At 68.7% G+C, this 15,320-nt stretch carries 14 protein-coding genes; 10 read left to right on the top strand and 4 right to left on the bottom strand.

Annotated elements, in window-relative coordinates; genetic code table 11:
• Positions 1-4: 4 nt before the first annotated feature.
• Positions 5-376, bottom strand: a complete 372-nt coding sequence (locus ACE3TE_RS10630; protein ID WP_374604786.1) for an I78 family peptidase inhibitor — start codon at positions 374-376, stop codon at positions 5-7.
• Between the two features lie 178 nt (positions 377-554).
• Between ACE3TE_RS10630 and ACE3TE_RS10635 the strand changes: the two genes are divergently transcribed.
• The 6 genes from ACE3TE_RS10635 (at position 555) to ACE3TE_RS10660 (ending at position 8,202) form a co-directional block, all read left to right on the top strand.
• Positions 555-1,640 carry an alkene reductase gene (locus ACE3TE_RS10635; RefSeq protein WP_374604787.1) on the top strand — a complete coding sequence of 362 codons (1,086 nt, stop codon included), beginning with the start codon at positions 555-557 and terminating at the stop codon, positions 1,638-1,640.
• Positions 1,641-1,702: 62 nt separating this feature from the next.
• Positions 1,703-3,073, top strand: coding sequence for a hypothetical protein (locus tag ACE3TE_RS10640; protein WP_374604788.1), 1,371 nt, complete (start codon positions 1,703-1,705; stop codon positions 3,071-3,073).
• 36 nt (positions 3,074-3,109) lie between these two features.
• On the top strand, positions 3,110-3,871 hold the full coding sequence (locus tag ACE3TE_RS10645) for a hypothetical protein (RefSeq protein ID WP_374604789.1): 762 nt from the start codon (positions 3,110-3,112) through the stop codon (positions 3,869-3,871).
• 44 nt (positions 3,872-3,915) lie between these two features.
• On the top strand, positions 3,916-6,471 hold the full coding sequence (locus tag ACE3TE_RS10650; protein WP_374604791.1) for an EAL domain-containing protein: 2,556 nt from the start codon (positions 3,916-3,918) through the stop codon (positions 6,469-6,471).
• Positions 6,471-7,496 carry a L,D-transpeptidase gene (locus ACE3TE_RS10655; protein WP_374604793.1) on the top strand — a complete coding sequence of 342 codons (1,026 nt, stop codon included), beginning with the start codon at positions 6,471-6,473 and terminating at the stop codon, positions 7,494-7,496. Before ACE3TE_RS10650 ends, ACE3TE_RS10655 begins: the two co-directional genes overlap by 1 nt.
• Before the next feature lie 16 nt (positions 7,497-7,512).
• Entirely contained in the window at positions 7,513-8,202 is a 690-nt protein-coding gene (locus ACE3TE_RS10660) for a murein L,D-transpeptidase catalytic domain family protein (RefSeq protein ID WP_374604795.1), read from the top strand.
• Positions 8,203-8,215: 13 nt separating this feature from the next.
• On the opposite strand, the gene ACE3TE_RS10665 is transcribed toward ACE3TE_RS10660, so the two are convergent.
• Positions 8,216-8,998, bottom strand: a complete 783-nt coding sequence (locus tag ACE3TE_RS10665; RefSeq protein WP_374604798.1) for an outer membrane protein — start codon at positions 8,996-8,998, stop codon at positions 8,216-8,218.
• Positions 8,999-9,179: 181 nt separating this feature from the next.
• On the opposite strand from ACE3TE_RS10665, the gene ACE3TE_RS10670 reads away from it, so the two are divergent.
• A complete protein-coding gene (locus ACE3TE_RS10670) occupies positions 9,180-9,521 on the top strand; it encodes a hypothetical protein (protein WP_374604800.1) in 342 nt (113 codons plus the stop codon).
• 82 nt (positions 9,522-9,603) lie between these two features.
• Positions 9,604-10,677 (top strand): TraB/GumN family protein, encoded by a 1,074-nt coding sequence (locus ACE3TE_RS10675; RefSeq protein ID WP_374604802.1) that lies wholly within the window; start codon positions 9,604-9,606, stop codon positions 10,675-10,677.
• Between the two features lie 42 nt (positions 10,678-10,719).
• On the opposite strand, the gene ACE3TE_RS10680 is transcribed toward ACE3TE_RS10675, so the two are convergent.
• Positions 10,720-12,921, bottom strand: coding sequence for an adenylate/guanylate cyclase domain-containing protein (locus ACE3TE_RS10680; protein WP_374604804.1), 2,202 nt, complete (start codon positions 12,919-12,921; stop codon positions 10,720-10,722).
• Between the two features lie 404 nt (positions 12,922-13,325).
• On the opposite strand from ACE3TE_RS10680, the gene ACE3TE_RS10685 reads away from it, so the two are divergent.
• The gene (locus tag ACE3TE_RS10685) at positions 13,326-13,922 is read left to right on the top strand and encodes a type IV toxin-antitoxin system AbiEi family antitoxin domain-containing protein (RefSeq protein ID WP_374604806.1); all 597 of its coding nucleotides are present in this window, start codon (positions 13,326-13,328) and stop codon (positions 13,920-13,922) included.
• Positions 13,919-14,788 (top strand): nucleotidyl transferase AbiEii/AbiGii toxin family protein, encoded by an 870-nt coding sequence (locus ACE3TE_RS10690; RefSeq protein ID WP_374604808.1) that lies wholly within the window; start codon positions 13,919-13,921, stop codon positions 14,786-14,788. The genes ACE3TE_RS10685 and ACE3TE_RS10690 overlap by 4 nt, the downstream gene beginning before the upstream one ends.
• 195 nt (positions 14,789-14,983) lie before the next feature.
• Here the strand turns inward: ACE3TE_RS10690 and ACE3TE_RS10695 are convergent.
• On the bottom strand, positions 14,984-15,320 hold a 337-nt coding region (locus tag ACE3TE_RS10695; protein WP_374604810.1), incomplete at its 5' end, for a helix-turn-helix domain-containing protein.

Raw genomic sequence — 15,320 nt, forward strand, 5'->3', positions numbered from 1 at the left:
GCCTTCAGCCGCAGCGCACGGTCAGCACGCGGTTTTCCGAATCCACGTCCAGGTTCACCCGGTCTTCCCGGTAGTCCATGGTGACGGCCATGCCGGGTTTGATCACCCGGATGCGGTCCGAGCCGGTGTCGGCCTTCACCTTCGCGACCAGGGCCTCGTCGGCCACCTTGCCCACGGCCCACTGGCCGGGTTTGGCGTCACAGCTCATGGCGGGCTCCTCGTTGGGGGTGGCTTCGTCCATCGCGGGCGGGGGCGGCGGCGCGGCGAAACCATCGGCGGCGTCTTCGGCCGGCGGCGGGTCCTGGGACGGGGTGGCGCAGGCGGAAAGGGCGAACAGGCCGGCCAGGGCCAGCGACAGGGGACGGATCAGGCGCATTCGGTCTCTCCGTATCAGGGGGGATGGCCTGAGCGTATCGCAGGGCGGGGCGGGCGTCTTCGGGCGAGGGGTCGCCTGGCTGAATGAACGAGCTGGTGCAACGATACGTGCCACGGGGCAGGCTTTGTTTCACCACTGAAGCCCTCCATGCTGGGTGCATCCCATCGGAGCATCCGCCATGAAACCTACCCTGCACTCCCCGACGGCCCTCGCCGGCCTGTCCCTTCGCAACCACATCGTGATGGCGCCGATGACCCGCTCCCGGGCCACCGGCAACGTGCCCAATGCGCTGATGGCCACCTACTACGGCCAGCGCGCCGGCGCCGGCCTGGTGATCACCGAAGGCACCTCGCCGTCCCCGAACGGCCTGGGCTATTCGCGCATCCCCGGCTTGTTCAACGCCGAACAGGCGCGCGGCTGGGCCGGCGTGGCGAAGGCCGTGCACGAGGGCGGCGCGCGCATCTCGATCCAGCTGATGCACAGCGGCCGCATCGGCCACCCCGCCAACCTGCCGGAGGGCGCCGAACTGCTGGGCCCCTCGGCGATCGCCGCCGCCGGCCAGATCTGGACCGACGCCCAGGGCATGCAGGACCATCCGGTGCCGCGCGAAATGAGCGACGCCGACATCGCCGCCACCCGCGACGAATACGTACGTGCGGCGCTGCTGGCGCGCGAAGCCGGCATCGACTTCGTCGAAGTGCATGCCGCCAACGGCTACCTGCCGGGCCAGTTCCTCAATCCCAGGTCCAACCAGCGCAGCGACGCCTACGGTGGCAGCGGCGAAAACCGCCGCCGCTTCCTGCTCGAGCTGGTGGATGCGGTCGTCGGCGCCATCGGCGCGGGCCATGTCGGCGTGCGCGTCTCGCCCTTCAATGCCTTCAACGACCTGGCCGCCAACTTCGACGGCGAGCGCGAGGAATACCTGGCCCTGGTCGATGCCCTGGCCGAGCGTGGCCTGGCCTACCTGAGCCTGATCGCCGCGCCGGGCGCGGTGCCCGACGACGTGGTGGATGAAACCCGCCGCCGCTTCCCCGGCACCCTGATCCTGGCCGGCGACTACGACGCCACGCGCGCCGAAACCGACCTGGCCGCCGGCCGCGCCGACCTGATCGCCTTCGGCCGCCCCTTCATCGCCAACCCGGACCTGCCGGCGCGACTGGCGGCGAAGGCGCCGCTGGCCGACATGCAGGCCGACAAGCTGTACACGCCGGGACCGGAAGGTTACGCCGACTACCCGGCGCTTTCGGAGTCGGCCGCGGCCTGAGCGCGGGCAGGACTTCCGGCGGTGTCGGTGTTCATGCGGGGCGTGTGAAAATCGCGCCCCTCATGAATACCTTCCTGCGACGGCTGCCCTGGCTGCTGCTCGCCAGCCTCGTGCTGGCGGGCTGCAGCGGCGCGCCCACGCGCCCGGACCTGGCGCGCCTTTACGAAGAAGACACCCGCAACCAGGCCCAGCCGCCGGTCATCCTGATCCACGGCCTGATGGGTTCGACCCTGGTCGAACGCGACACCGGCAAGGAGTACTGGCCGGGTGGCCTGGGCGCGCTGGCCTTCAGCGACTACCGCGAACTGGCGCGCGTGCGCGACGTCGAACAGCGCGGCGGTGGCCTCGTTCCCGGCGACCTGTTCTACGGCGTGGCCCGCACCGACTATTACGAGGCGCTGATCAAGGCGCTCGAGGACGTCGGCCGCTTCCGGCGCGCCGAACCGGGCCAGCCGGTCAGCGGCGAAGACGACCGTCGCCGTTACTACGTGCTGCTGTACGACTGGCGCAAGGAAAACATCCATGCCGTCCGCCAGCTCCATGAGCTGGTCGAGCAGATCCGCCGCGACTACGGCGACCCGAACCTGCCGGTGGACGTGCTGGCGCACAGCAACGGTGGCCTGATCGCCAGCTACTACCTGCGCTACGGCCCGCAGGACATCCTCGACCGCAACGAGTTCACGCCCTGGGACGAGGGCGCGCACCGCATCCGCCGCATGGTGCTGCTGGGCACGCCGAACCTGGGTTCGGTGATGAGCCTCGAGCGCCTGCAGAAAGGCGTGAAGATCGCCTTCCGCACCGTGCCCGTAGAGGTGCTGGCGACCTTCGCCACGCCCTTCGAAACCCTGCCGCATCCCGACGCGAAGGTCATCCACGGGACCGACGGCAAGCGGCTGGACCTGGACATTTATAGCGTCGACACCTGGCGCCGGAACCAGTGGGGCGTGTTCTCGCCCGAGGTCGAGGCGCGCGTCGCCGCCGCCGCGTTTGGCCCGGAAACCGGCGCGCTGCAGGTCGCCGCGCTGCACGCCACCTTTGCCCGCCACCTTGAGCGCGCCCGCAAGCTGCACCTGGCCCTCTCCGAACCGATCCAGAGCAACGGCGTCGAAGTCGCGGTGTTCGGCGGCGACTGCACGCTGACCCCGGGTCGCGCCGTGCTCGACCAGGACGACGGCGTGAAGAGCCTCGTGATCCGGCCCGAAGACGTGCAGGACAAGGTCGAAGGCGTGGACTACGAGCGCCTGCTGATGCAGCCCGGCGACGGCCTGGTCACCCGCGACTCGCAGCTGGGCCGGGGCCGCGTGGAAGGCATGGGCGCTGCCTACGACAGCTACCCCTTCGCGCAGAGCTTCTTCCTGTGCGAGAGCCACGACCAGCTGTCGGTCAATCCTTACTTCCAGAACAACCTGCTGCACTTCCTGCTGTCGCGTTGACGCACGGCCGGCCCCGGGCCGGCATAGAATGGCCGCATGAAGGACCTGCGCGCCCTGCTGATCGACTGCCGCATCGAGCTGCGAAAGCTCGCCCGCGACTTCCAGAAGAGCGAGCTGTGCGAACGCCTGGACCTGGCGATCCAGCAGGCGGCCAATGCCAGCCTGGCGCCGTCGCCCGCGCCCGCCACCCAGGCCAGCGACGCGTCGCCCGTGGAAAAGACCCAGACCGTCAGCCAGGTCGCCCTGGCCTGGCAGACCGCCGCGCGCGACCTGAAGTTCTCCGATCCGGCCATCCACGCCCGCCTGGGTGAAAAGGTGATGCGCCTGCTCGGCGCGAAATCGCTGTCCGACCCCGCCAACGAGATCATCCAGCTCGAGGGCATGGTCAAGGCGGCCGAAGCGCGCATCGCCCAGCTGGAAAAGGCCCAGCAGGCGCTGGAGGTCGAACGTGACGCGCTGCTCGGCGCCCTGGCCGACGCCGCCCCCGGGCTCAGGGACGGCGGCGACCGGCTGGCGGTGGGCCTGGCCCGCGTGACCTGGCTCAAGGCCGAGGCCGGCAAGGCCGGCAGCGGTCCGGCGCCGGGCAAACGCGCGCCCGAACCCCAGGACACCGTGCCCACGCCCGACCTGCTGCAGGCCGCGGCCGCCGGCGCCGCCAGCTTCAGCAAGGAACAGCGCGAGTGGTGCGTGGGCGAGGCCATGGTGGTCACCGGCTTCCAGTTCACCCCGGTCGAGCTGATTGAAAAGGGCGACGCCGCGATGGCCCGGCTGATCCTCGACGCCCGCAAGGGCGGCTGATCCCCCGTCACCTCGTTTGCGCGGATTTGCGGCAGACTGCCGCCATGGCCCGACGCTGCCTCGCCAGTCTGTTGATTGCCGCCGGAGGCCTTTTGCTGGCCACGGCCGGTACCGGTGCACGCGAGGTCCGGGTCGGCGTCTACGACAACCCGCCCAAGCTCGAGCTCGGCCAGGACGAGCAGCCCAGCGGCATCCTCGGCGACCTGCTTACGGAGATCGCGCGCGAGGAGGGCTGGACCCTGCGCGCCGTGCCCTGCCAGTGGGAGTCCTGCCTGGCCATGGTCGCCAGCGGCGAACTGGACCTGCTGCCCGACGTGGCCCACACCGACGAACGCGCGCGCCGCTTCGACATGCACGAGGTGCCGGCCCTGCGCAGCTGGAGCCAGGTCTATACGCGGCCGGGCCTGAGGATTGATTCCCTGCTGGAACTCGACGGCCGCCGCGTGGCCGTGCTCGCCGGATCGGTGCAGCAGGCCTACCTGGCCGAAGCGGCGCGGGACTTCGGCCTCCGGGTGGACTGGCAGGTGATGGAGTCGATGGACGCGGCGCTGGCCGCGACCGCCGCCGGCGACGCCGACGCGATGGCCACCAACCATTTCTTCGGTTCGCGCTTCGGCAGCGAGCGCGGACTGGGGGAGACGGGGATCCTGTTCGACGCCTCGCGGCTTTATTACGCCACCGCTCCCGGTGCCAACGCCGACCTGCTGCGCGCCATCGACGCGAACCTGACCCGCTGGCAGGGCACGGCGGGCTCGCCATATTTCAGCGTGCTGCAGCGGTGGGGAGCTCCCGGCATCGAACCCCGCTTGCCGGGCTACGCGTACTGGCTGTTCGGCGGCGCGGCCGGCCTGATCCTGCTGGCGCTGGCCGGCATCGCGCTGCTGCGCCGGGAGGTGGCGCGCAAGACGCGCTCGCTGCGCGCCAGCGAAGCGCGGCTGACCACCATCCTCGACAGCGTCGACGCGCACATCTACATCAAGGGCGCCGACCTTCGCTATCGCTACGTCAACCGCCGGGTCGCGCAGCTGTTCGGCGTGTCGCCCGAGGAGGTGGTGGGGCGTGCCGACGAGGATTTCTTCGACGCGGCTACCGTGCGCGAACTGCACGAGACCGATCTGAAAGTGGTGCGCGACGGCCGGCGGCTGACGCTGCAGGAAATCAACCGCACGCGCGCCGAAGGCGGCGTCGAACACGCCTACCTGTCGGTGAAGATCCCGCTGCTGGGTGCCGACGGCCGGGTGGATGCGCTGTGCGGCATCTCCACCGAAATCACCGACCAGCACGCGATGCGCCAGGAAATCGAACGCCTGGCGCTTTACGACCCGCTGACCCAGCTGCCCAACCGCCGGCATTTCCTCGAACGGCTGCGCGAAGCGATCGCCGCCAGCCGCAAGGACGGCTCGGCGGGCGTGCTGGTGGTGCTCAACCTCGACCGGTTCAAGGAGCTCAACGACACCCGCGGCCACCAGGCCGGCGACGAGTGGCTTCGCCAGGTCACGCTGCGGCTGCGGCCGCTGCTGGACGAAGGCCAGTCACTGGCACGGATCGGCGCCGACGAATTCGGCCTGCTCGCCGACGGGCTGCCGCCGTCGCCGGCAGCGGCTCAGAAGCTGGCGACCGCGCTGGGGCAGCGGGTGCTGGAAGCCGTCAGCGTGCCGGGCGACGTGGCCGGACAGCGATACCACGGCACGGCCAGCCTGGGCGCTACGGTGTTTGGCGGCGTGGGTGCCAGCGCCGATGAAGTGCTGCGCCACGCCGACCTGGCCCTGTCCGAGGCCAAGGCCGTCGGCGGCAACCGGATGCGCCATTTCATGGCGCAGATGCAGGAGGCTGCCGCGGCGCGTGCTTCGCTGGAGGCGGATCTTCGCGACGGACTCGACCGCGGCGAGTTCCTGCTGCACTACCAGCCCCAGGTCGACGGCGACGGCAAGCTGCTCGGCCTGGAAGCATTGGTGCGCTGGCAGCACCCGCGGCGTGGCCTGGTGCCGCCGGGCAGCTTCATCCCGCTGGCCGAAGCCTCCGGTCTGATCCTGCCGCTGGGCGACTGGGTGCTGCGCCAGGCCATCGCCCAGCTGCAGGTGCTGGCGGCGCGTCCGGAAACCGCGGGCCTGCGCATCGCCGTCAACGTCAGTGCACGCCAGCTGCATCGCCCCGAATTCGTCGACGGCGTGCTGGCCGCGCTGGCCGAATCGGGCCTGCCGCCGGGCCGGCTTGAGCTGGAGCTGACCGAAAGCGAGCTGGTCGACGACATCGACCAGGCCATCGCCCGCCTCGGGAGGCTGCGCGCCGGCGGCGTGCGCATCGCGCTCGATGATTTCGGCACGGGTTATTCGGCGCTCAACTACGTCAAGCGGCTGCCGCTGGACATGCTCAAGATCGACACCAGCTTCGTGCGCGACCTGCTGGTGGATCCGAACGACATGGCGATCGTGCGCACCATCATCTCGCTGGGCCACAGCCTGGGCCTGGAAGTGCTGGCCGAAGGCGTCGAGGACCCGGCCCAACGCGATGTCCTGCAGGAAATCGGCTGCCGCCAGTTCCAGGGCTACCACTTCGGCAAGCCGCGCCCGATCGGCGAGCTGCAGGACTGGCTGGCCTGATGCGTTGGCATGTCGCCCGATGCCTGACGGTGTGCCTGGCCCTGTCCTGGGCGGCGCTCACCGTGGCGGCGGGCCCGTCGCTGCGCCTGTTGCCCGGCGAATACCTGTGGACCCCCGAGCTGGCGCCGGTGGGCCCGGTGCTGGTGCTGGTCAGCCTTCCCGAGCAGCGCGCCTACGTGTACCGCAACGGCGTGCGCATCGGCGTCACCACCGCCAGCACCGGCAAGCCGGGGCATGAAACGCCGACCGGCGTGTTCAGCGTGCTGCAGAAAAAGCGCGAGCACTACTCGAACCTGTATGACGACGCGCCGATGCCGTTCATGCAGCGCCTGACCTGGGACGGCATCGCGCTGCACGCCGGCCGCATCCCGGGTTACCCGGCTTCGCACGGCTGCATCCGACTGCCCGAAGCATTCGCGGAAAAACTTTACGAGGTCACCGCCCGCGGCATGACCGTGGTGATCACCGACGATCCGGCGCGCGTGCCGATGCTGGCCGACCCGAGCCTGTTCCCGGCGACGCCGCTGCCGCAGAAGGTGGGCACGCGCGCAACCGACCTGGCGCTGCCGGTGCCGGCCGACGCCGGGTTCAGCTGGCAGCCCGGCCTGGCCCCGCCCGGCCAGGTGACCGTGGTGCTGAGCCTGGCCGACCGGGAGATGGTGGTGATGCGCGAGGGCGTCGAGCTGGGCCGCGCGCCGGTGCGTTTGCCGGGCCCGGTTCCGGCGGGCACGCGCGCCTACCTGATGCTCGAAGGCCTGCAGCCAGACGCGGGCCCATCCCTGCCCGAGCGCCCGCGCCGCCGCTGGCTGCGGGTGCTGGGCGACGGCGGTGACGACCCCGCCAGCGTCCTGGGCCCGGCCGGCCTGGACGCCGACCCCCGCTTCCTGGCCCGGGTCTACGACCTGCTGGTGCCCGGGGCCACGCTGGTGGTGACCGACGAGCCCCTGCGCAGGGCTCCGGCCCTGACCGTGCTGGAGGCAGGGGATGAAATCCAGCCCGGCAGCCCCCATGCTGAGGGGCAATGACCGTGGAGACCTCCTGATGGCCTTCCTGCGAACCCTGTCCTGCGCCGCCCTGCTGGCCGCCGGTCCGGCGCTGGCCGCGCCGACGCTGCTGGAAAAGCTGCAGGCCCAGGCACCCGAGGCCGACGCCCGGGTACTGGCGCTGGCACTGCAGGCGCGCGAATGCGCGCTGGCCAGTGCGCCCGCGGCCCGCCGGCTGGCGGTGATCGACTATTCACGGCCGTCCACCGAGCCGCGCCTGTGGGTGTTCGACCTCGAACAGGCCCGGCTTCTGTTCGCCGAACACGTGGCCCATGGCCAGGGAAGCGGCGGCAACGTCGCGACCGATTTTTCCAATCGCGAAGGCAGCCATCAGTCGAGCCTGGGGCTGTTCCGCACCGCCGAGACCTATCACGGCGGCAACGGCTATTCGATGCGCATGGACGGGCTGGAGCCGGGCGTCAACGACGCCGCGCGCGAGCGGCTGATCGTCATGCACGGCGCGCCCTACGTGAACCCGCTGGCCGCGGTGGCACAGGGCCGGCTGGGTCGAAGCTACGGCTGCCCTGCGGTGCGCCCTGAAGTGGCGCGCGACGTCATCGACACGCTCAAGCAGGGCCAGCTGGTATTCGCCTATTACCCGGACCCCGACTGGCTGCAGGGTTCGCGCTTCCTCGGCTGCGAAAGCACCGCCAGGGCGAACGGGAACGCCGGGGCCGGCAAGGGCTGACCCCGGCGCCGCTTCAGAAGCGGTAGTCCAGCACGAGGCGGAAGGTGTCGAAGTCGATGTCCTGGCGCACCGATTCCAGGTAGGGCGGCGAAGTGAAGCTGCTGCCCGGCAGATAGCCGGTGTCGTAGCGCAGGTCGTCGAGATCGGTCATCAGGTACTCGCCACGGAGCGACCACTGGTTGCCGAAGTCGTAGGCGTAACCCAGACCCCACTCGACGCCATCGACGGTGTCGCTTTGCTGGCCCAGCTTGAGGTAACCGCCATTGCTGGCCACCGACGCGCTGGCCGTGACGTCCACCTGCGCCCAGCCGGCGCTGGCGAAGAACAGGTGGCGGCCGCTGGCGAAGCCGAAGCGCGCGCGCAGGGACCACTTGTCGTCGAGCCCGATGCTGTTGCCGTAGTCGTAGCTGAGCGCGGGCGCGGAGGGCGCCGGCACCGGTCCGGTCGCACGGCTGTCGCTGATGTCCAGCGAGGCGTAATCGAGTTCGGCGCCGAGCACGAAGCCGCTGGCGAACTGGTGGTCGTAGCCGAACACCAGGCCGAAGGCGCTGCCGTCCGGCTCGAGGTCCGTGGACCAGCCGGCGACCACGTCGTCGCGCAGCGCCTGGCTTTCGATCGACCATTCGCCGCCGAGGCTGACGTCGGCACGGGAATCGCCGCTGGCATGGCCGGCGTGGCCACCAACGTGCCAGCCGGTCCAGTCGCCGTTGGCCGCCATCGCGGCGGGGGCGGTCAGGGAAAGTGCGATCAACAGGGAAAATCGGTTGTGCATGGCGGCTTCCTTTTGGGGGGTCATGGCCCTCCCGCAGGGGCGATCGCGGTGAGGGTGATGTAAAAAACGCAGCGCTGCCCCCGGTCGTGCCAGCCGTGGACAAGGGGGCGGATGAGCGGGCCCCCTCCCGGCCGCACGGCGGAATCATCGCCACCTGCTAATGTGCAGCCTCCCCGGACGTCGGGGTCTCAGCGGAAGACACTGTATGCATTCGATGAAGTCGATCCTGGCCACACCCCTGGGCCTCGGCCTTGCCCTGGCCCTGGCCAGCGCCCCGGCGCTCGCGGAAGACCTGGATTTCACCCTCACCAACGACACCGAAAGCGTGCTGGCTGAGTTCTATGCGTCGCCGGCCGACGTGGGCGAGTGGGAAGAAGACATCCTGGGCGACGACGTCCTGGGCTCGGGCGAGAGCGTGGAGATCACCATCGCCGACGGCCGCACCCAGTGCGAGTACGACCTGCGTTTCGTGTTCGACGACGGTTCCGAAACCATCGTCCAGGCCGAGGACATCTGCGAGACCGGCAGCTTCAACATCACCGAGTAACACCACCGGGCCGGAGCGCCGCCTGCTTCAGGCGGCGCCTTGCCAGGCAAGGTCATCACCCGGGGGCTGGCACACTATCGCCATGTCCATGACCCGCACCTGGATCCGCATCGTGCCGCTGGCCTTGCTGCTGGCCGCCCTTCCCGCCCTGGCCGGGCCGTCGGCTACGCCGGGGTTCGCGGACCGGCCCCCGAGGGAAACGCCGGAGCCAGAGCCGGGTGACGGCGGGCTGCCGGTCCTGGATACCCTGGTCGTCAGCGGCAACCAGCCGGGTCCCGGGCTCTGGAAGGTTTCGCGCGACGGCTACGTGCTTTGGGTGCTCGGCACCGTTGCACCCCTGCCCAAGCGCATGGAGTGGAGTGCTGACGAAGTCAGGGAGCGCATCGCGGCCTCCGGCGTCGTGCTGATGGCGCCGAAGGTCAGCTTCAAGACCAGGGGTGGCGTCCTTGGCGGCATGTTCCTGCTGCCCTCGGCCCTGCGCGCGCGTAACAACCCGGACGGGCAGACGCTGCAGGACGTGTTGCCGCCGCCGGACCATGCGCGCTGGCAGGTGCTCAAGGCGCGTTACATGGGCCGTGACCGCGGCGTCGAAAAGCGCCGCCCGATTGCCGCTGCCATGGAGCTGCGCGAAGAAGCCTTCGACCGCCACGACCTGTCCTGGCGCGACGTGGTGGGGCGGGAAGTGAAACGGGCGGCGAGACGCAGCGACGTGCCGGTGCGGGAGCCGACGGTGACCTTGCAGTTCGACAATGCCCGGGCTGCGCTGAAGGAGTTCAGCCGCAGTGCGGTGGATGACCTCGCATGCTTCCGGCTGACGCTCGACCAGGTCGAGAACGACCTCGAAACCCTGGCGACCCGTGCGAACGCCTGGGCCATGGGCGAGGTGGCGATGCTGCTGGACCTGCCCTACACCGACAACGGCCAGGCCTGTCTCGACGCACTGCTGCAGACCGGCCTGGCCCAAAGCCGCGGACTGGCCGACCTGCCCGCACGCGTCGAAGCCACCTGGCTGGCCGAGGCCAGGGCCGCGCTGGCCGCGCACGCCGAGAGTTTCGCGGTGTTGCCGATGTCCCGAGTGGTGGGCGAGCGCAGCTACCTGCGGGTGCTGGAGCGGGAGGGGTATGGCGTGGAGGCGCCGGCTGTTGACGCGCGATGAGAATTGATAACCAACGCCCTGATCCCGTGTCGGGACCCCGGCTCAGCCCCGTTCCGCCGGATGGCCCGACGCCAGCGCCCTGATCTGGTCGATGCTCATGGCCTCGCTTTCGCCTGGCGGCGCAAGGCCGATCTTCTTGCAGAAGGCGATGAATCGCGGGTTATCCCGGAAGCGCAGGACGAAGGGGTCTGAAAGGATGAAAAGGGCGGTGCCGCGGTGCTGCGCCCAATCACGCTCCAGCCATTGCACGGTGGGGCCGACATCACCGTTGAGTGCATGAAGTGCTACGACATCACGCGACGTGCAGCCCGTGCAGTCGTTGCGTTCCCTCATGAACTTGGCCAGCGCGGCATCCGCCGCGGCGCGGTCAGGCCCGATCTGGGCGGCCAGCGCCTTGTACAGGCCGCGGTCATCGGGCGCCGCTTGCATGGCGATCCCGAGCGCGGCGCTGGCATCGCCACGCAGCAAGGCAAGCACCATGTGCCGGCCAGGCTGGGGCTGTCCCGCCAGGGCCTCGCCCGTACGAAGGTATTTCTCCGCATCGTCCAGCCGCCCGGTCGCCATCAGCAATTCCGCGTACTGGAAATAGTTGATGGTGTACAACGGCTCGATCGAAAGGAGTCGCTCCCTCAGGTGGAGCGCCTCCCGCAGTTTTCCCATCCCGGCCAGCGTATAGCCGCAACCATTGAGGACCGTTCCATCGTCGGGCGCCAGCTGCACGGCACGGCGGCACTCGGCCAACGCGCTCTGCTGGTCGAACTCGTAGAAATGCAGGTAGGCACGGGCGGCATGCGCCGGTCCCAGCCCGGGCGCCAGTCGCAAGGCCTTGTCCGCCGCGAGGCGCGACTCACGCATGCGTTCGCGGGCAAGCTCGGGATCCGCTGTCTCGAACGTGGCGTAGGTGCTCAAGGACCCGGACAGGTGTGCCCATGCCACGGCATAGTCCTGGTCAATGGTCACGGCCTGGGTCATGTGCCCGGCGGCCTTGCCGAACTCTTCGTCGTGCCAATACTTCAAGCCTTGCAGGTATGAGTTGTAGGCGTCGATGCTGCCGCTGGGCGGCCGATCGTCGTGCCTTGCGGCGGCGTTCGCCGAAAGCAGCCTGGCATGCAGGGCGCCAGCAACGGCCTGCGCGATCTCGTCCTGCAGCGCGAACAGGTCCTTGTACGGGCGGTCGTAACGCTCAGCCCACAGCGTGCTGCCATCGGCGGCGTTGGTCAGCGATGCGTTGATGCGCACCAGGTCGCCGGCGCGCTGGACGCTGCCATTGAGCAGGTAGTCCACCCCGAGCTTTCGGCCAATCGTGGCGCTGTCGTCCTTGCTGTCGCGAAACTGGAAGGCTGAGATGCGGCCGATTACCCTGAGACCATCGAAGCGGGCCAGCGAGGCGATCAGGTTTTCCGACAGCCCGTCCGAGAAGAACTGCTGTTCCGGATCGTTGCTGGCATTGACCAGCGGCAGCACTGCGATGGCGCGCACATCCGCCCTGGCTTGCATGGCGGCCTCGCCCGTAGCCGCGGCTTGCGGGAGGGTCTGCGGCGCCGGAAGCCACTGTGCGCGCAAGAGCCATCCAAGCGCGAGGAGGGTGAACACTGCCGCGATCGCGAGCACGCGTTTGCCACCGGACTTGCGCGAGATCCCGGCGATGGCGGGTTTCTCCGACACGTTCCCGCTCGCTGCCTCCGGGCGCAGCGATTCCGCGACGGAACTTTTTGGCGCGGCCGTCACCCGATACACACGCACCGGCTCGGCGATGTTCTTGAACGTCTGCGCACCCATGTCTTCCATGGCTGCGCTGACCCGGCTCCTGACCTGCTCGTAGGCGCTGCCCGAGATGGCGATGCCGCCCCCCGGCGCGAAACTCTCCAGGCGAGCGGCGACATTGACGCCATCGCCGAACAGGTCGTCGTCTTCAACGATGACCTCGCCGAGATTGATCCCGATGCGCAGGACGATGCGCCGGTCCGGTGATAGTCCTGCGTTGGCCTCGGCCATTTTCGCCTGCAGCTCGAGCGCCGCTTCGACCGCATTCACGGCGCTGGCGAATTCGACGAAGAACCCGTCGCCCATCAGCTTGACGATACGACCGTCGTTGGCCGCCACCACCGGCTCGATGATTTGCTTTCGCCGCGCAGTAACCGCCGCCAACGTTCCCGCCTCGTCGATGCCCATCATCCGCGAATAGCCGACCACGTCGGCGATGGCGATGGCGGCTAGGCGACGCTGGACGCGCTTTTCAGTCACGGTGGTTAGTTCCGCTGGGCCCGGCCATCTTATCCGGCACAGGCGCCCGTGACCTGCGCACGGATCTCGGCCGCGGCCTCGCGCCTCCACTCAGTCGGGCCGGGGCGGCCAGACAGGGCTTGGCACTGCCAAGGCACAGATTTGTCACAGGCTTCGGAAGCCGTGAAATCCCAGCGACGGCAATGGATTGCAGACCGTCTCCTTTCACTCGAAGCGATCTGGCCGGCTTCCGCACGCGCCCTGCCCGACCCGCAAGAAGTTCGCTTGAGGCCATTTGGCGCCTCGCCTCAAAGCTCTCCGCGGCACAAGTAATTGAGTAGAGGCTACCTTCCGGGGCAAACCCCGGTGTTACAAAAGCACACACATAATTGACTTTGATAGCCGAATTGGAACACTCTTGCGGCATGGACCCCTACGCCAAAGCCAAGCACCTGCTCGAAGCTCAGGGTAGTGCCCGGGCCCGCGACCTCCGGGCCGCCGGGCTGGAGGGCACCCAGATCGCGCGCCTCGTGCAACGGGGTGAGCTGGTCAGGCTGGCGCGTGGCGTCTACTCACTGTCCGGTCGGGCGCCGTCGGCGGACGAGGGGCTGCAGATCGTCGCGCGCCGGGTGCCCGACGGCTTTTTCTGCCTCCTGACGGCCCTGCGCTACCACGGGCTCACGACACAGGCACCGCACTCGGTCTGGCTGGGTATCGCCGCCGGGCGGCACGCGCCCAAGCTGGACTGGCCTTCGCTGCGGGTCGTTCGGTATTCGGGTGCCGGCCTCTCGGCCGGAATCGAAACCCACGTTCGCGACGGCGTGCCGCTCCGGGTTACCGGAGTCGCCCGGACCGTCGTGGATTGCTTCAAGTTCCGCAACAGGATCGGCCTGGACGTGGCGCTGGAAGCGCTGGCCCAGGTGCGGCGCGAGCGTCGGACGAGCAACGATGAAATCTGGCGGCTTGCGAGCCAGCTTCGGATGGCGAACGTGATGCGTCCCTATCTGGAATCGGTGGCATGAGTGCGCCCTCGCCAGCCCGAATCGATTCGATCCGCCAGCGGCTGCTGAACCATGCGAAGCAGGCGGGGGAGGAGTTCCAACTCACACTCGACCGTTATGCCGTCGAGCGACTCCTGTATCGACTCTCGATATCGCACCATCGGAACGACTTCCTGCTCAAGGGCGCAATGCTTTTCCGGCATTGGTTCGAACAGGAGCACCGCCCCACGCGTGACGCGGATTTCCTCGGGTTCGGCTCGCCGGACTCGGCAAGGGTCGAAGCCATCGTGCGCGAGCTCTGCGCGATAGAGGCCGATGACGGCCTGGTGTTCGATCTCTCGGACCTCGGCGTCAGCGAGATCCGCGAGACGGCCCGCTATGACGGACTGCGCGTGAACCTGGGCGCCCGCCTGGGCACCGCCACGTGCCTGGTCCAGTGGGATATCGGATTCGGAGATGCGGTTACGCCAGGCCCTGAGGACGCCGAGTTGCCGACCTTGCTCGAGGACCTGCCCGCGCCCTCGCTGCGCATTTATCCACGCGAAACCGTTTTTGCGGAGAAACTGGAGGCCATCGTCGTGCTCGGCATGGCCAACAGCCGGATGAAGGACTACTTCGACCTGCTCAGCTTGGCCCGGGAGGGGCGTCTCGATCCGGCCGAACTGCGAAATGCCGTGTCCGCAACCTTCGAGCGGCGGAACACACCCATGCCGCCGTCCCTCCCGATAGGGCTGACGGCAGAATTCGCATCGGACAGCGCCAAACAAAGGCAATGGCGGGCCTTCCTCAAGCGGGGCCGCCTGGAGGCGCCGGGGCTTGCAGAGGTGGTGGCCGAGCTGGCTGGCGTCGTTGCGCCGCTTCTTGGAGCGCCGCAGACCGTCCGATAGCCGGCGGCGGCACTGATCGCCAGTATTTGATTGAGCGCCTTTCCTCACGGCAATCATGCAAGTCATCTGGCATCTGCGGACCTTATGCGATCGCAGGTGTTGCACTTCAGGTTTGAATCCGCCCTGCCGACACTGGCGTCGTAGAGGGTTAAGGGCGCAGGACGGTTCTCCGTTCTAGGTTCGCGCTTTGCGCATCTACGTTCCGAATTGGTTTGAGCGTCGGATCTCCAGCGCGGTGCGGCCAGTCTTTCGGCGTAACAGCGTGCGGAGCGTGGCCCCGTTGTCGTAGCCGGTACGTGTTGCGATCTCGTCAATGCTCAGCTGGGTCGTTTTCAGCAGATAAGTTGCTCGCTCAACACGAAGGTCTTGGAAGTATGCCAGGGGCGAACGACCCAAGATCGCGTGAAGCCGGCGAGATAAGGTCCGCTCGCTCGTGCCGACAAAGGTCGCAGCCCGTCCCAAGGAGAAGCCCGCATCGAGGTTTTGACGAGCCCACTTTTCGAAGAGCATCACCAACCGGTCCGTGTGACGC

The organism is Arenimonas sp. (assembly GCF_041919775.1).
GTDB lineage: Bacteria > Pseudomonadota > Gammaproteobacteria > Xanthomonadales > Xanthomonadaceae > Arenimonas.